The sequence below is a fragment of the Rhodopseudomonas rhenobacensis genome (genome assembly GCF_014203125.1).
Taxonomy (GTDB): Bacteria; Pseudomonadota; Alphaproteobacteria; order Rhizobiales; family Xanthobacteraceae; genus Rhodopseudomonas_A; species Rhodopseudomonas_A rhenobacensis.
In genome coordinates this window covers 211,950-228,691 of record NZ_JACHIH010000002.1, presented here as the reverse complement: position 1 = coordinate 228,691, position 16,742 = coordinate 211,950, and the positions used below count along the sequence as shown (strand labels likewise).

The window sequence follows — 16,742 nt, the reverse complement described above, 5'->3', positions numbered from 1 at the left end:
CCGGCGCTGCTAACCCGCCCCCGCCAGCCGCACCCCGGCCCGCAAAAACTTCTGCGGGTCGACCGCTTCGCCGTCGATCCGGGTTTCGTAGTGCAGATGCGGGCCGGTGGAGCGGCCGGTCGAGCCGACCTCGCCGATCACTTGCCCGATCTTGATCGCATCGCCGACCTTCACCGAAATCTCCGACAGATGGCCGTAGCGGGTGGCGAGGCCGTTGCCGTGGTCGACTTCGATCATGCGGCCATAGCCGCCGGCCCAGCCGGCCGAGGTCACCTTGCCGTTGGCGGTGGCGCGCACCGGATCGCCCATCGCGGCACGGAAATCCAAGCCGGTATGCATCGCCGGGCGGCCGAGGAACGGATCGGAGCGCACCCCGAAGCCCGAGGTGAATTCGACTTCGCCGACCACCGGCTTGCGATACGGCACCAGCGACAGCGTGCGGTTCAGCCGTTCGACCTGGGCGCGGCTGATGTTGATGCGATAGAGCTGGCGCTCAAACGCGCCGGAGTTCGCCGCCGGCGGTTTCAGCGGAACGAACGGGCCGCCCATGCCGCCGCGAGGCGCTGCGGCCTCCATCTGCGCGACGTCGAGTCCGAGATCGCTCAGCACGCCGCGCATCCGACGGGCGCGCTGTTCGAAGCTCTCCTCGACGAAGCCGAGCACCGCGATCTGCTTGGACTCCACCTGGTCGAGCGATCGCTGCAGCTTGCCGATCACGGTGTCGACGCCCTGGTTCTTGGCATATTGGTTGGTCTGCGGCGCGGCGATCTGCGGGGTGCGGGATTCCAGCCGGGCCTCGCGGTCCGGCGGCGCCACGAAGATCACGGTGTTGCTGATCGGCGAGGGCTTCGGAATCGCCGAGGCGCCGAAGTCGGTGGCGGAGGCGCCGCGCTGCGGCTTGATCGAGCCGGTGACGGCGACGTCGGGCAGGCCGTTCAGCGCGTTGGCGCGGGATTCCAGCTGGCTCTGCCGCCGCATCACCTGGTCGAGCTTCTGGTCGAACTGTTCCTGGTCGAGCAATTGCCGGCTGGTGGTGCGGTCGACCTTGGCGCGCAGCTCGGCGATGCGGTCCTCATAGGCGTATTGCATTTCGGCTTGGCGGGCGATCAGCCGGGTCAGCACGTCGTCGCGGAACGCGAAATAGGTCGCCGTCGCCGCGGTCCAGGCGCCCAGCGCCACCACGCTGCCGACCACGATCCAGAACACCACCGGCCCGAACCGCACCTGCCGGCCGGCATGCACCAGCGCGTAGCCGTTCTTGGCCGGCTGCGGACGGGCGGCCTGCGGCTGAGCGGGGCGCCGCGGTTGGGCTCGGCCGTGATCGTGGGCGTGGTGCTGCAGGGACTCGGAATAGGGACCAGTACGGTAGGACATTGGGGCTCCCGCGCCGGCTGGAAACAGTCTCCATCGGCTCAACTCGCGGGCGGATTTGACCCCCTCATGGTTAATATTTGGAGAATGCGATCACTCCAATTCGCGCGCCGCCGCCAGCACCGCATCGGCGTGGCCGTCGACCTTGACGTTGCGCCAGATCTTGGCGACGCGGCCGTCCGCGCCGATCAGCACCGTGGTCCGAAGAACGCCCTGAAAGACCTTGCCGTACATCGATTTTTCGCCCCACACGCCATAGGCTTCGAGGACCTGATGGGGCTCGTCCGACAACAGCGGCGTGGTGAGTTGGTACTTGTCGCGGAACGAGTCCTGGGCCTTCGGACTATCCGCCGAGATGCCGAGCACGCCAGTGCCCGCGGCCGCGAAGTCGTCAACCAGCCGGGTGAACTCGATCGCCTCCTTGGTGCAGCCCGGGGTGCTGGCGCGGGGATAGAAGAAGATCACCAGCTTGCGGCCGGCAAAGCTCTGCAGCGACACCGTGCCGCCGCCGTCGCGCGGCAACTCGAAGGCCGGCGCTTTGCTGCCCTCCGCCAGCGCGCCCTTGCGCGGCGCCTCAGCCGGCGGGGCGGTCGGCTTCGCGGCGATGGGCTTGGCTGCCACGGGCTTGGCCGCGGCTTCCTTGGCCACGGCCGGCTTGGCGGTGACGGGATTGGCAGTGACGGGATTGGCAGTGACGGGCTTGGCGGTGACCGTAGGTCGGGTCGCGGCCACGGCTACCTTGGGGGCACGCTTGGAAGCGACGGGGGCGGGCGCTTTGGTCGCAGCGGCTTTGGCGCGCGATGGCTTTACAGTTTTTGCCGGAGCGGGCCGCGACGGTTCGGCGGCGGGCTTTCGGGTGGTGACGCGGGCCGGCGCGACGGCTTTGGATTTCGCGGTGGCAGCGCTCGCCGACTTCGCAGCCGGCTTTTTCGCCGGCTTGGTGGCTGCCGCGGATTTTGCGCTCGGCTTCTTCGCGGCGACCAATGTGGAGGATTTCTTACGCGTTTGCTTGGACATGCGCCTTCCTTTCGTCGCTTTCGGCAGGTCAATAAACGTGGGATTGCGGATGTCGTGGCAAGGCTGCCGCTGCTGGGCAAGTCCGCCGACGTCGGGGTATGGTTACAAGGGATTCGAGACGCCAGCCATCCCCGTGCGTTGATATGGTCCGTAAGGGCCGACTGAGGAATTTGGTTTTCAACAAGGATTGGCAGCAATGCCGCCACAGGAGCGCAACCTGCTCACCGGCGAGCGATCGCGCCCCGGCGAACAGGCCTGCAATCCGCGCTCCCACCGAGAGGCAATGGCCAAGAAACACCCGACCCACGCTCCGGAGGCGCGCGCTGCTCACCCGCTGCCGCATTGTGATGATGACCATTGGCATCATGACCATGACGAGGCTGGCTGGCAGCGCGCGCGCGCCTTGCTGTCGGGGTCGCGGCTCGGGTTTCACTATGTCGGCGACCGCCTCGGCGTGATGGCGCATTGGATCGTTGGCGAACGCTGGATCGGCCGCGTGCTGGTCACCGTGCTGGTGCTCGGCGTGATCTTCACCGCCTGCTTCGGCGGGCTGTGGCTGCGGCTTGGCGCCGGACCGATCAATCTGGACATGGCGACGCCGTGGCTCGCCGCGGCGATCGAGGACAATATCGGCAACGGCAACACCGTCGAGGTCGGCGGCACCCAGATCGAGCGCGCCGGCCGGATCCGGGTCGCGGTGCGGCTGCGCAACATCGTGGTGCGCGACCGCGACCACGTCATCGTCGCCACCGCGCCGAAGGCCGAGGTGCGGCTGTCTGGCTCAGCGCTTCTGACCGGGCGGCTGCGCGCGGAAAGTCTCAATCTGGTGGACGCCGAACTCGCGGTGCGCATTACCCCGGACGGCGAAGTCACGGTGTCGACCGGCGACACCAACCGGCCGCTGGCGACCGGGGTCGCGTCGCCGCGGCGGATCGGCCCGCCGGACGCCGACGCTGCTCCCTCCGCCGCCGGATCGCCGACGCCGCAGCCGGCGACGCCGGCCGACAGCCAGGAGGCGTTCTCCGGGCTGCTCGCCGGTCTCGACTGGCTCGACAGCCTCAGCCTGACCGGGCTCGACGGCCAGAACCTCAACGAGATCGGGTTGAAGAACGGCAACCTGGTGGTCGACGATCAGCAGCGCGGCAACCGCTGGAACTTCGAGAACATCACGCTCAGCCTGCGCCGGCCGAGCAAAGGCGGCGTCGCCATGAGCGTCGGCGAAGAAGCGGTCGCCGGCGAGGACAGCCCGCGCGCATGGTCGCTTCGGGTGGCGGTCGGGCCGCCGTCCAACGGCGTGCGATCGGTCGAAATCCGCGCCAACAACGTCTCGTCGAAGAACATCCTGTTGGCGCTGCGGCTGAAGGACGTCACCTACAGCGCCGACCTGCCGCTCAGCGGCGAACTGAGCGGCGAGCTCGGCCGCGACGGCCTGCCGACCTATTTCCGCGGCAAGATCACCGCGGGCGCCGGCCAAATCACCGACAGCGATACGCCGGACTATCCGATGGCGATCGACCAGGGCGAGGTCAATCTGGAATGGGATTCCAACCGCCGGGTCCTGGTGGCGCCGTTCAAGGTGATCTCCGGCGCCAACCGCGTCACCCTGCTGGCGCATCTCGAAGCGCCGAACGACAACATCCCGGATTGGCGGCTCGGCTTCAGCGGCGGAACCATCGTGCTGCCCGGCGTCGAGGGCGAGGCGCCGCTGATCTTCAACCGCATCGCCATCGGCTTGCGCTTCGACACCGACAACCGCCGCATCGTTCTGACCCAGGCGGATATCAGCAACGGCGAGATCGGCGTCGCCGGCACCGGGAGCGTCGACTATTCGGGCGAGCCGCGGCTGAAACTCGGCTTTGCCGGCACCCCGATGTCGCTGTCGGCGCTGAAACGGATGTGGCCGGTCCTGATCGTTCCCGAATTGCGCGAATGGGTGATCGAGCGGATCGACAAGGGCTCGATCCAGCGCATCGACATCGGCGTCAACTCGCCGCTGAAGAATCTGTCGCGGCGCGGTCCGCCGATTCCCGACGACGGCCTTGCGGTCAACATCGTGGCGACCGGGGCGATGATCCATCCGGTCGACGACATGCCGTCGATCCGCGACGGCGATCTCAAGGCCCGGGTCACCGGCCGCACCGCGACGGTGACGATCGGGCAGGCGGTCGCCGACACCCCGCAGGCGCGCCGCTTCAACCTCTCCGATATCGTGTTCGAGGTGCCGGACATGGCGCCGAAGCCGGCGCCGGCGCGGGTCAGGTTCAAGATCGACGGCCCGGTGGCGGCGGTCGCGGAAATCCTGGCGTCGGATCGGCTGAGCGAATTCGCCGTGCCGATCGATCCGAATTCCGCCAAGGGCAATGTCACCGCGCAGGTCGCGCTCGGCATGCCGATCAAGCGCGAACTGACCAAGGCCGACACCAGCTACAACATCAGCGCCGACCTCAGCGGCTTTGTCGCCGACAAGCTGGTGATGAACCAGAAGCTCGAGGCCGCCGCGCTGAAGGTGAGCGCCAACAATCAGGGCTATCAGGTCAAGGGCGACGTCAAGATCAACGGCCAGGCGGCGTCGCTCGACTATCGCAAGCCATCTGACGGCGACGCCGACATCAAGCTGCAGGCGACGCTCGACGACGCCAGCCGCGCCAAGCTCGGCTTCGATCTCGGCACCGCGGTGACCGGCGCGATGCCGATCAAGCTCTCCGGCAAGATCGGCGGACCGGACAAAGAAAACCGGCTCGGCATCGAGGCGGACCTCACCGCGATGAAGCTCGACAACATCCTGCCGGGCTGGGTCAAGCTATCGGGCAAGGCCGGCCGCGCGGTGTTCAATCTGGTGCAGAAGCCGCAGTCGACGCGGCTGGAAGACATCGTCATCGAGGGCAGCGGCGCCAGCATCAAGGGCTCGATCGAAATCGATCAGAACGGCGATCTGCTGAATGCCACATTCCCGAACTACGCGCCGTCCGACGGCGACAAGGCCTCGCTGAAGGCCGAGCGCGCGCCCGATGGGGTGATGAAGGTGACGGTGCGCGGCGACGTGTTCGACGGCCGCGGCTTCATCAAATCCGCGATGTCCGGCAAGGAGACCGACCCCAAGAGCAAGACCAAGTCGATCGACTACGACATCGACGTCAAGCTCGGCGCGGTCGCCGGCTATTTCGGCGAGGCGGTGCGCAGCGTCGACGCCAAATTGTCGCGCCGCAACGGCGCGATCCGCACGTTCTCGCTGAGCGGCAAGCTCGGCCGCGATACGGCATTGACCGGCGACCTGCGCGGCCGCGGCCAGGGCCGCGAAGTGCTCTATCTGGAAACCAACGACGCCGGCGCGTTCTTCCGCTTCACCGACACCTACGCCAAGATGTTCGGCGGGCAGTTGTCGCTGGCGATGGACCCGCCGATCGCCGAACCGCGCGAGCGCGAAGGGCTGCTCAACGTCCGCGATTTCACCATCAAGGGCGAGTCCGCGCTGGAGCGCGTCGCCGCCAGCGGCACCAACGGGGCGCCGTCCAACGTGGCGTTCTCGCGGATGCGGGCGGAGTTTACCCGGCAGAACGGCCAGCTCACGATCCGCGAAGGCGTGGTCAAGGGGCCGATGGTCGGCGCCACCATCGAAGGCAACATCGATTATCCGGCCAACCAGGTGCGGATGAGCGGCACCTTCGTGCCGATGTACGGGCTGAACAACATGTTCGGCCAGATCCCGATCGTCGGGCTGTTCCTCGGCGGCGGCAACGAGGGGCTGATCGGCATCACCTACGAGATCGTCGGCTCGCCGGGCCAGCCGGTGTGGCGCATCAACCCTATCTCGGCGATGGCGCCGGGCGTGCTGCGCAAGATCTTCGAGTTCGGCACCGGCAAGCAGAACAACAACAACGATTTCCCGATGCCGAACAACTGACGCCCGGCCGACCGGCCGGGCGCAGTGATCAGCTAGAGACTGTTCGAGTTTGATTGATGCGCTTCAATATTCCCAGGCTGTCATTCCGGGGCGCGAGCAGCGATAGCTGCGAGCGAGCCCGGAATCCATAACCCCTGCAGGGGATATGGATTCCGGACTTGCTCGTTCTTGCGAACTCGCAATCCGGAATGACGACAGCATTTGTATTGGATGCTTCAATCCCAACCGAAAGTGCTCTAGGCAGCGCGGACGCCGGCCAGGAAGGTGTTGACCTCGCCGGAGAGCTGCCCGGCCTGCTTCGACAGGTTGGCGGCCGAGCTCAGCACCAGATTGGCGGCGCCGCCGGTCTCGTTGGCCGCGCTGCTGACGCCGCCGATATTGGTGGTGACGGCCTGGGTCGCCTGCGCGGTCTGGGTGACGTTGCGGGCGATCTCGGCGGTCGCGGCGCCTTGTTCCTCGATCGCCGAGGCGATGGTGGTGGCGATCGCGCTGACCTCTTCGATGGTGGCGGTGATGCCTTCGATGGCGCTGACGGCCTCCTTGGTGGCGGCCTGGATCTGTGCGATCCGGTTGCCGATCTCCTTGGTGGCCTCCGCGGTCTGTCCGGCCAGGCTTTTGACTTCGGAGGCGACCACCGCAAAGCCGCGGCCGGCGTCGCCGGCGCGCGCCGCTTCGATGGTGGCGTTCAGCGCCAGCAAATTGGTCTGACCGGCGATGTTGGAGATCAATTCGGCGACGTGCTCGATCTGCTGCGCGCCGTCCGACAGCGCGCGCACGATGGTGTCGGTGCGCCGCGCGCTTTCCACGGCGTGGCCGCTGATCTTGGCGGATTGCGCGACCTGACGGCTGATCTCGGTGATCGACGAGGTGAGTTCTTCGGCGGCCGAGGCCACGGTTTGCACCCGCGTGCTGGCTTCTTCGGCGGCCGAGGACACCACGGTGGCCTGCTGATTGGTGCGTTCGGCGGTGCCGGTCATCGACCGCGCGGTGGTCTCCAGGTCCGACGAGCTCGAAGCCATCAGCCCGACCAATTGTCCGACCGAGGCGTCGAAACGATCGGCCAGCGCCAGCAGCGCTTCGCGCTTTTCGGCTTCGCTGCGCTCTTTGTGGACCGCCTGTTCGCTCTCCAAAGTGCGCGCGGTGAGGGCGGTCTTGCGCAGCATCTCCAGGGTCTCGGCCATCCGGCCGATCTCGTCGCCGCGATCGGTCTCGCCGACCACCTCGTCGAGCGAGCCGTTGGCGATGTTCTGCATCCGGGTCTGCTGCCGCTTCAACGCGCCCAGCACATCTCGGGCGATCAGCCAGGACAACAGCCCGATCAGCGCCAGCACGCCGGCGCCGATCGAGCTGAGCTTGATCAGCAGCGCACGGACGTCGGCCTCGAGATCGTCGACATAGAGGCCCCCGGCAATCGCGATATTCCACGGCTGAAACACCCGTGTGAACACCAATTTCGGGATCGGCGTGGCCTGGCCCGGACGCGGCCACAGATAGGTCGTGGTGCCGCCCTCGCTGTTGGATCGCGCGGCGTCCACGATGGCTCGGGTGATTTCGACGCCGTTGGCATCCTTCGTGCCGGTGATCTTGTCTTCGAGTTTCGCGTCGGAGGCGTTCATCATCACGCTGAAATCAGACACCCGGTAAGCGGCCGGATAGCCCTGGCCGTTGCTGAACCGCATGCCCGCGGCGCGGGCGCGAAACTGCAGTTCCGCTTCCGCCCGCGTCAGCTTGCCGGCGACAACCTCGTTCTGCAGCGACTGCGCCATGCCGGTCACGATGTCCACCGCGGTCTGCAGCTGCGCCATGCGGTCGTGCAGCATGCGACTCTGGTTGAGCGAAGCCGCCACGGCGACGGTGGCACAAACGGCCGCAGCCGACAGCGCCACCATGCTGGAGATCTTGGTGCGAATAGTGAAGCGGCTGAGCAAGTTCATCGTGACCTCAAATCCAGAACTTGCGGAAACTACGTGGTGAGTTCCTTCCGAATCGTGAAATTACCGCTGCAACTCATCGGCATCCGTGATTGTACGGAGGCGGACCCACGACGCGGCGTCGTGTGGAGCGGATAATGCAGCGCTTAGTTGTGCGTCGTGGCCACTGTTGGCGAGAAAGTATTAAGCATTGCGCGGCTCGCGTGCATGGCGTCCTGAGAGCCTGACCGAAAAAGCACCGAGCAAAACCAGGGGTCTTTTGTCATTGCGAGCCGAGGACGGCGCGTAGCGCCGGCCGAAGGGCGAAGCAATCCAGGGCTTCTTGCGTGGCCCTGGATTGCTTCGTCGCAAGAGCTCCTCGCAATGACGCGTTGAATGCCTGATTTCATTGATCGCTTTTTGAGTCAGACTCTGAGGCGGCGCTTCGTCACGCCGGCTCGCGCCCGCGCGGGACGTCCAACGTGAAGCGATCGTCCAGCAGCGGGCGCCGCGCAATCGTTGGTGCTGGCCGCGGCGTTACGCCGGGCGCAGCAGCACGTGCTTCTTCTTGCCCATCGACAATTTGATCACGCCGTCGGCGGTGAGGTCGGCCGCGGTCAGCGCCATCTTCTCGTCGGTCACCGCGATGTCGTTGACCTTGAGGCCGCCGGCCTTGATCTGGCGCCGCGCCTCGCCGTTGGAGGCAACCAAGCCGGTCTTCTCGGCGAACGCCACCAGCACGCCGAGCCCGGCGTCGAGTTCGGCGCGCGGCAGTTCGACGGTCGGCAGGTCGCTGGCGGTGCCGCCTTGCTCGAACGTGGTGCGGGCAGTGGCTTCAGCCTTGTCGGCGGCGTCGCGGCCATGGATCAGCGCGGTGGCTTCGGTCGCCAAGATCTTCTTGGCTTCGTTGATGTCCTGGCCCTTCAGCGCCGCGAGCCGCGCCACTTCGTCGAGCGGCAGCAGCGTGAACAGCTTGAGAAAGCGCTCGACGTCGGCGTCCTCGGTGTTGCGCCAGTACTGCCAGTAGTCATAGGCCGACAGCATGTCGCCGTTGAGCCAGACCGCGCCGGCGGCGGTCTTGCCCATCTTGGCGCCCGACGAGGTGGTGAGCAGCGGGCAGGTCAGCGCGTGCAGCTGATGCGTGCCCATGCGGCGGCCGAGATCGACGCCGTTGACGATGTTGCCCCATTGGTCGGAGCCGCCCATCTGCAGATTGCAGCCGTAGCGCCGCGCCAATTCGACGAAATCGTAGGACTGCAGGATCATGTAGTTGAATTCGATGAACGACAGTTCCTGCTCGCGCTCGAGCCGCATCTTCACCGAGTCCATGGTGAGCATGCGGTTGATCGAGAAATGCCGGCCGACGTCGCGCAGCATTTCGATGTAGTTGAGTTTGGTCAGCCATTCGGCATTGTCGGCCATGACGGCGTCGCTCTTGCCGTCACCGAACTCGATGAACTTGGCGAAGGTGCCCTTGATCGAGTCCTTGTTGGCGTCGATCTGCTCGTAGGTCAGGATCTTGCGGGTTTCGTCGCGGCCCGACGGGTCGCCGACCCTTGTGGTGCCGCCGCCCATCAGCGCGATCGGCTTGTTGCCGGTGGCCTGCAGCCAATGCAGCATCATGATCGACAACAGATGGCCGACGTGCAGCGAGGCCGCGGTGCAGTCGTAGCCGACATAGGACACCACTTCGCCGCGCGCCGCCAAGGCGTCCAGCGATTCCGGATCCGAAATCTGATGGATGAAGCCGCGGCTTTGCAGAACATTCAGAAAATCTGATTTAAATGCAGTCATCGCTGTGGGACCCGGCTCATTCTTAGTTCACGTTGTCGGCAATGAATCGCGGCGCGTGTCGGGAGGAAGACTGCCGAATGGCGGCGCCCCGTGGCATTATAAGATGTGGTTGCGCGACACAAGTTGGACGTTGGCGCGCGACAGCGCCACTGCCGGGAGGTGCCCATGCTGATGACCGCGATCGGACTGATGAGCGGCACCTCGCTCGACGGGGTCGACGTCGCTTTGGTCAAGACCGACGGCCGGCGGGTGGCCGCGCTCGGCCCCTCGGGCTACCGGCCCTACAGCGAGGTCGAACGCGCGCTGCTGCGCCAGGCGCTGGCCGAGGCGGTGCATCTCACGCGGCGCGAGGACCGGCCAGGCGTGCTGTTCGAGGCCGAACGGGTGGTCACGCTCGCCCATGCGGAGGCGGTGGCCAGCTTCACCGCGCAACACGGCATCGCCCGCGAGGACGTCGATATTGTCGGATTTCACGGCCAGACCGTGCTGCACCGCCCGGCGCAGCGGCTCACCGTGCAGATCGGCGACGCCGCGGCGCTCGCCAAGGCAATTCGGGTTCCGGTGATGCATGATTTCCGCGCCGCCGACGTCGCGGCCGGCGGCCAGGGCGCGCCGTTCGTGCCGGTCTATCATCGGGCGCTGGCGCAGTCGCTGGACCGCGCGGGCCCGATCGTGGTGGTGAATATCGGCGGGGTCTCCAACATCAGCTATATCGACGGCGATGTGCTGATCGCCTGCGACACCGGCCCGGGCAATGCGCTGCTCGACGACTTCGTGTTCCGGACGACCGGCCAGCCGTTCGACAGCGAGGGAAGGCTGGCGGCGCAGGGCGCGATCGATCAGGCCTTCGTCGCCGCCGCGCTGCAGCTGCCGTTCTTCGCCGCGCCGCCGCCGAAGTCGCTGGACCGTAACGAGTTTGCGGCTCTGGCCTTGCCGAAGCTGGCGCCGGCCGATGGCGCCGCGACGCTGACCGCGTTCACCGCGGCGGCGATCGCCGCGGTCGTGCCGCTGTTGCCGAAGCCGCCGCTGAGCGTCGTCGTCACCGGCGGCGGCGCGCGCAATCTGACCTTGCTGCGGATGTTGCGCGAGCAGCTTTCGCCGGCGAGCGTGGAGAACGCCGACGCGCTCGGCTGGTCGGCCGACGCCATGGAGGCGCAGGCATTCGGCTTTCTCGCCGCGCGCGGGCTGAAAGGCCTGCCGCTGACCTATCCGCAGACCACCGGGGTGGCGATCCCGATGACCGGCGGGCTAATCGCGCGGCCGTAGATTTGCGAGGCGTAACGTAGGGTGGGGCAAAGCGAAGCGTGCCCACCGCGGATGCGGCTGGTGGGCACGGCGCAAGAGCGCCTTTGCCCACCCTACACGTCGTCCGAACTCAGCGGACGTTGGCGAGGCGCATGTCGAGATAGCCGGTGACCGACTCCATCAGCGGCTGCAGCTTGCCGTCGAAGAAATGGTTGGCGCCGGGAATGATGTGCTGGTCGATGACGATGCCCTTCTGGGTCTTCAGCTTTTCGACCAGGGTGTTGACGTCCTTCGGCGGCACCACCGCGTCCTTCTCGCCATGCACGATCAGGCCCGAGGACGGGCAGGGTGCCAAGAACGAGAAGTCGTAGAGATTGGCTGGCGGCGCGATCGAGATGAAGCCTTCGACCTCGGGCCGGCGCATCAACAGCTGCATGCCGATCCAGGCGCCGAACGAGAAGCCGGCGACCCAGCAGGCGCGGGCTTCGGGATTGATGGTCTGCGCCCAGTCCAGCGCCGAGGCGGCATCGGACAATTCGCCGGTGCCGTGGTCGAACGAGCCCTGGCTGCGGCCGACGCCGCGGAAGTTGAAGCGCAGCACCGAAAAACCACGATGCACGAAGGCGTAATAGCATTGGTAGATGATCTGGTGATTCATGGTGCCGTGGAACTGCGGATGCGGATGCAGCACCATGGCGATCGGCGCATTCTTCTGCTTGGCCGGATGATAGCGGCCTTCCAATCGACCTGCGGGACCGGTGAAAATGACTTCAGGCATTGATTTTCCTTGGCAGACTCAGCCGACGTGGGGCGGGCTCTTAAGGCTCTGCGCAGACCAGGCCGTGCGAATAAGGTGCGATCAGCGCCATGACAGCGGGCCAAAGGCGATGGAACGGAGGCCGCGTTCTAGCATGGGGCCAGGGGCCAATTGCAAGCATATTGAGCACGGCGGCCGCCAACCGCCGGGTTCCGTTGGCATCTTCCGCGCGGCTGCCTAGATGTGGGGAAGCCATTGACCGGAGTCTGATTTGACGGGACGGGTTTATCTCGACTGGAATGCGACGACGCCGCTGCGCGAGGAAGCCCGCGCGGCGATGGCGGCGGCTTTCGAGCTCGGCAATCCGTCGGCGGTTCACGCCGAGGGCCGCCGCGCGCGCGGCGCTGTCGAAGAAGCTCGCGCCGCCGTCGCAGCCGCTGTCGGCGCCCGGCCGCAGGACGTGATTTTCACCTCCGGCGGCACCGAGGCGAATGCCCTGGCGCTCACGCCGGGGTTGAAGACTTTCGGCAAGCCCCTTGATCGCTTGATCATTTCGTCGATCGAGCATGCCTCTGTGCTGGCTGGTGGGCGGTTCGCCACCGATCGCATCAGCGCGATGGCGGTCGACCGCAGCGGCGTCGTCGACCTGGAACATCTCAAGCTGCTGCTGGAAGCTGACGGACCGGCGCTGGTGTCGGTGATGCTGGCCAATAACGAGACCGGCGCAATCCAGCCGATCGCCGCGGTGGCTGAGCTGGTGCATCGGGCGGGGGGCTTGCTGCATGTCGATGCGGTGCAGGCATTCGGAAAAATTCCGATCGATATCAAACAATTAGGCGCCGATCTGGTCTCGGTCTCGGCGCACAAGATCGGCGGTCCGAAGGGTGTCGGCGCCTTGATTCTCGCCGAGGGGGTCGCGATCTCCGAGCCGCTGCTGCGCGGCGGCGGGCAGGAGCAGGGCCGCCGCGCCGGAACCGAGAACGTCGCCGGCATCGTCGGCTTTGGCGCCGCGGTCAAGGCGGCGATCGCGGCGCTTCCGGGCGACGCCGAGCGGATGCAAAAGCTGCGTCAAAAGCTGGAAAAAATCTTGCGGCAAACCCAAGGCAGCGTGATTTTCGCAAGCGACGTGCCGCGGCTGCCCAACACCACGCTGGTCGGGCTGCCCGGGCTGAAGGCGGAGACCGCGGTGATCGGCTTCGACCTCGCCGGGATCGCGGTGTCGTCGGGCTCGGCGTGTTCGTCGGGCAAAGTGCAACCCTCGCATGTGCTGCGGGCGATGCAGGTCGACGAGGCGCTCACCCGCAGCGCGATTCGCATCAGTTTGGGTTGGACCACCACAGAAGGCGACGTCGAACGCTGCGCCGAGGCTTGGCGAAAGCTGATCGGATCATTAATTACAAGGGATGATGAAACAGAGCTTGAACGGTTCCAAACTAGCTGATTTCATGCTCGCAGTTGCGTAATACACTTTAACCATTCCACCGCGGTCCTTGAAACCGCGAGCGGAGGATAGAATGCCGGCTGAACAAGAGACGGTCGAACGGGTGCGCCGTGTCGACGTCGATCAGTATAAGTATGGTTTCGAGACCGACATCGAATCCGACAAGGCCCCAAAGGGTCTCTCGGAAGACACCGTCCGGTTCATCTCAGCCAAGAAGAACGAACCCGACTGGATGCTGCAGTGGCGGCTGGAAGCCTACCGCCGCTGGCTGACCATGACCGAGCCGACCTGGGCGCGGGTCGACTATCCGAAGATCGACTACCAGGATCTGTATTACTACTCAGCGCCGAAGAAGAAGCCGCAGCTGTCCTCGATCGACGAGATCGATCCGCAGATCCTCGACACCTACAAGAAGCTCGGGATTCCGCTGCGCGAAGTCGAGGTGCTGGAAGGCGTGGTGCGGCCCGAGGGCGAGCGCCGCGTCGCCGTCGACGCGGTGTTCGATTCGGTCTCCGTCGCCACCACCTTCCAGAAAGAGCTGAAGGCGGCCGGCGTGATCTTCATGCCGATCTCGGAGGCGATCCGCGAACATCCCGATCTGGTGAAGAAATATCTCGGCACCGTGGTGCCGACCACCGACAATTACTTCGCGACGCTGAACTCCGCGGTGTTCTCCGACGGCTCGTTCGTGTATGTGCCGCCGGGCGTGCGCTGCCCGATGGAGCTATCGACCTATTTCCGGATCAACGAGCGCAACACCGGACAGTTCGAACGCACGCTGATCATCGCCGACCAGGGCGCCTATGTCAGTTATCTGGAAGGCTGTACCGCGCCGCAGCGCGACGAGAACCAGCTGCACGCGGCGGTGGTCGAACTCGTCACCCACGACGACGCCGAGATCAAATATTCGACGGTGCAGAATTGGTACCCCGGCAATTCCGAGGGCGTCGGCGGCATCTACAACTTCGTCACCAAGCGCGGCGATTGCCGCGGCAAGAACTCGAAGATCTCGTGGACGCAGGTCGAGACCGGCTCGGCGATCACCTGGAAATATCCCAGCTGCATTCTGCGCGGCGACGGCTCGCGCGGCGAGTTCTACTCGATCGCGATCTCCAACGGCTATCAGCAGGTCGATAGCGGCACCAAGATGATCCATCTCGGCAAGAACACCACCAGCCGGATCATCTCCAAGGGCATCGCGGCGGGCAAATCGCAGAACACCTATCGCGGCCTCGTCACCGCGCACCGCAAGGCCACCGGCGCGCGCAACTTCACCGCCTGCGATTCGCTACTGATCGGCGATCAGTGCGGCGCGCACACCGTGCCTTACGTCGAGGCGAAGAACTCCTCGGCGCTGTTCGAGCACGAAGCCACCACCTCGAAGATCTCCGAGGACGTGCTGTTCTACTGCGTGCAGCGCGGGCTCAGCCAGGAGGAGGCGGTCGGCCTGGTGGTCAACGGCTTCGTCAAGGACGTGCTGCAGCAATTGCCGATGGAGTTCGCCGTCGAGGCGCAGAAGCTGATCTCGATCTCGCTGGAGGGGAGCGTGGGATGAGCGGTTCGGACGACGTCATGCAGGTTTGGCTTGATGTTGGTCTGGACGGCAGCGTGACTCTGCCGGCCGCGTGTCTCGCTGCGGCGCAGTTGGAGCCGGGCGGTCGGGTCATGGTTCGTGTCGTTGACGGTGTCGTCCAGATTCTATCGCACATGACTCTGGCGATGGAAATTCAGCGCATGATCGAAAAGGGGATCGACCCCGGTCCGGTGCTGAAGGATCTGCCCGGCGTTGACGGACTGATCGTGGAACGTCGACTTGAATTTTTGCGAGAGAAACCGGAGTTCGGCGCACAACATCATGCCGCGGAGTAGCAAGCCGATCGTGTTGGATGCCTCTGCGGTGCTGGCGGTCGCGCTGCAGGAGCCCGGGTACCGCGCGCTTCGTGGGCTTGAAAGTGTGGGCCTGGTCTCCGCGGTCAATCTCGCTGAAGTGCGAACACGGCTCTGGGATAAGGCGGGTTCGGCGAGCGCGATCGACGGGATGTTGGCGGGGATCGAAATGTCGATCGTCGCCTTCGACGAGAAGCAGGCGAGACTTTCCGCGGAATTGCGGCCGGCGACGCGGGCGCTGGGATTGTCGCTGGGTGATCGGGCCTGCCTCGCACTGGCGATGCAGACCGGCGCGGTGGCCTACACGGCGGATCGGGCATGGGCAAAGATCGATCTGCCCATCGAAGTTCGCGTCATAAGGTAACGGAATGAATTGTGGCACTGCGCAACTTGAGAACAAGGCCACGAGTTAGTTGGAGAAATGGTGCAAGACTTGCAACGTCACAACTTACGATAGCTCATCGCCCGGGATGGTCGCAAAGCGGACATTCCGGACCATGAACGACGAACTTAGACGAACTCAGACCAAGCCGAACTCGAACTAAGACGAACTAAGTGAGCGACGGAATCTACGATCATCCCGTGGGGGCGTTGAGGCGCACCGCGGAATGGCGCCGAGCATAAAGGACGGACGACACCATGGCATTGCTTGAAGTCAAAAATCTCCAGGTCCGGGTCGAGGAACGCGAGATCCTTCACGGCCTGACGCTCTCCGTCAACGCCGGCGAGGTGCACGCCATCATGGGGCCGAACGGCTCCGGCAAATCGACGCTCAGCCACGTCATCGCCGGCAAGCCGGGCTACGAAGTCACCGGCGGCGAAATCCTGTTCAAAGGCGAGGACCTGTTGGAGATGGCGCCGGATATGCGCGCCGCCAAGGGCGTGTTCCTGGCGTTCCAATATCCGGTCGAAATCCCCGGCGTCGCCACCATGACCTTCCTGCGCACCGCGCTGAATGCGCAGCGCAAGGCGCGCGGCGAGGGCGAATTCTCCACTCCGGACTTTCTGAAGAAGGTGCGCGAAGTCGCGGCCTCGCTCGGCATTCCGCAGGAGATGCTGCGCCGTGGCGTCAATGTGGGGTTTTCCGGCGGCGAGAAGAAGCGCAACGAGGTGCTGCAGATGGCGCTGTTCCAGCCGAGCCTGTGCATCCTCGACGAGATGGATTCCGGGCTCGACATCGATGCGCTCAGGGTCGCCGCCGACGGCGTCAACAAGCTGCGCTCGCCGGACCGCGCCATGGTGGTGATCACGCATTATCAGCGGCTGCTCGACTACATCGTGCCCGACGTCGTGCACGTGATGTCGAAGGGCCGCGTGGTGAAGAGCGGCGGCAAGGAACTGGCGCTCGAACTCGAAGCCACCGGCTACGCGCAATACGCCGATGCCGCGGCCTGACCTTGGTCGACTGAAACGGATTTT

13 protein-coding genes are annotated in these 16,742 nt (G+C 65.5%); 8 read left to right on the top strand and 5 right to left on the bottom strand.

Annotated elements, in window-relative coordinates:
* Positions 1 to 9: 9 nt before the first annotated feature.
* A complete protein-coding gene (locus HNR60_RS02980) occupies positions 10 to 1,374 on the bottom strand; it encodes a M23 family metallopeptidase (protein WP_184254125.1) in 1,365 nt (454 codons plus the stop codon).
* A gap of 90 nt (positions 1,375 to 1,464) precedes the next feature.
* Positions 1,465 to 2,103 carry a thioredoxin-dependent thiol peroxidase gene (gene bcp / locus HNR60_RS24035; protein ID WP_347339294.1) on the bottom strand — a complete coding sequence of 213 codons (639 nt, stop codon included), beginning with the start codon at positions 2,101 to 2,103 and terminating at the stop codon, positions 1,465 to 1,467.
* Positions 2,104 to 2,122: 19 nt separating this feature from the next.
* On the opposite strand from bcp, the gene HNR60_RS24030 reads away from it, so the two are divergent.
* The gene (locus HNR60_RS24030; protein WP_246432784.1) at positions 2,123 to 2,530 is read left to right on the top strand and encodes a hypothetical protein; all 408 of its coding nucleotides are present in this window, start codon (positions 2,123 to 2,125) and stop codon (positions 2,528 to 2,530) included.
* 54 nt (positions 2,531 to 2,584) lie between these two features.
* The gene (locus tag HNR60_RS02970; protein ID WP_184254121.1) at positions 2,585 to 6,289 is read left to right on the top strand and encodes a YhdP family protein; all 3,705 of its coding nucleotides are present in this window, start codon (positions 2,585 to 2,587) and stop codon (positions 6,287 to 6,289) included.
* Positions 6,290 to 6,525: 236 nt separating this feature from the next.
* Here the strand turns inward: HNR60_RS02970 and HNR60_RS02965 are convergent, their stop codons facing one another.
* Together HNR60_RS02965 and tyrS are read right to left on the bottom strand one after the other, a co-directional pair.
* Positions 6,526 to 8,223, bottom strand: a complete 1,698-nt coding sequence (locus tag HNR60_RS02965; protein ID WP_184254120.1) for a methyl-accepting chemotaxis protein — start codon at positions 8,221 to 8,223, stop codon at positions 6,526 to 6,528.
* 513 nt (positions 8,224 to 8,736) lie between these two features.
* The gene (tyrS, locus tag HNR60_RS02960) at positions 8,737 to 9,993 is read right to left on the bottom strand and encodes a tyrosine--tRNA ligase (RefSeq protein WP_184254118.1); all 1,257 of its coding nucleotides are present in this window, start codon (positions 9,991 to 9,993) and stop codon (positions 8,737 to 8,739) included.
* A 165-nt stretch (positions 9,994 to 10,158) separates the two neighbouring features.
* Between tyrS and HNR60_RS02955 the strand changes: the two genes are divergently transcribed.
* Positions 10,159 to 11,259 carry an anhydro-N-acetylmuramic acid kinase gene (locus HNR60_RS02955; RefSeq protein ID WP_184254117.1) on the top strand — a complete coding sequence of 367 codons (1,101 nt, stop codon included), beginning with the start codon at positions 10,159 to 10,161 and terminating at the stop codon, positions 11,257 to 11,259.
* 109 nt (positions 11,260 to 11,368) lie between these two features.
* Here the strand turns inward: HNR60_RS02955 and HNR60_RS02950 are convergent, their stop codons facing one another.
* On the bottom strand, positions 11,369 to 12,016 hold the full coding sequence (locus tag HNR60_RS02950; protein WP_011473287.1) for an alpha/beta hydrolase: 648 nt from the start codon (positions 12,014 to 12,016) through the stop codon (positions 11,369 to 11,371).
* A gap of 250 nt (positions 12,017 to 12,266) precedes the next feature.
* On the opposite strand from HNR60_RS02950, the gene HNR60_RS02945 reads away from it, so the two are divergent.
* From HNR60_RS02945 to sufC, 5 genes are all read left to right on the top strand, one after another.
* Positions 12,267 to 13,436, top strand: a complete 1,170-nt coding sequence (locus HNR60_RS02945; RefSeq protein ID WP_184254116.1) for a cysteine desulfurase family protein — start codon at positions 12,267 to 12,269, stop codon at positions 13,434 to 13,436.
* A gap of 73 nt (positions 13,437 to 13,509) precedes the next feature.
* On the top strand, positions 13,510 to 14,991 hold the full coding sequence (gene sufB / locus HNR60_RS02940) for a Fe-S cluster assembly protein SufB (protein ID WP_184254115.1): 1,482 nt from the start codon (positions 13,510 to 13,512) through the stop codon (positions 14,989 to 14,991).
* Positions 14,988 to 15,305 carry a hypothetical protein gene (locus HNR60_RS02935; protein WP_184254114.1) on the top strand — a complete coding sequence of 106 codons (318 nt, stop codon included), beginning with the start codon at positions 14,988 to 14,990 and terminating at the stop codon, positions 15,303 to 15,305. Before sufB ends, HNR60_RS02935 begins: the two co-directional genes overlap by 4 nt.
* 10 nt (positions 15,306 to 15,315) lie before the next feature.
* Positions 15,316 to 15,687 carry a PIN domain-containing protein gene (locus HNR60_RS02930; RefSeq protein ID WP_184254112.1) on the top strand — a complete coding sequence of 124 codons (372 nt, stop codon included), beginning with the start codon at positions 15,316 to 15,318 and terminating at the stop codon, positions 15,685 to 15,687.
* Positions 15,688 to 15,962: 275 nt separating this feature from the next.
* Positions 15,963 to 16,718 (top strand): Fe-S cluster assembly ATPase SufC, encoded by a 756-nt coding sequence (gene sufC / locus HNR60_RS02925; protein WP_184254110.1) that lies wholly within the window; start codon positions 15,963 to 15,965, stop codon positions 16,716 to 16,718.
* Positions 16,719 to 16,742: the final 24 nt, after the last annotated feature.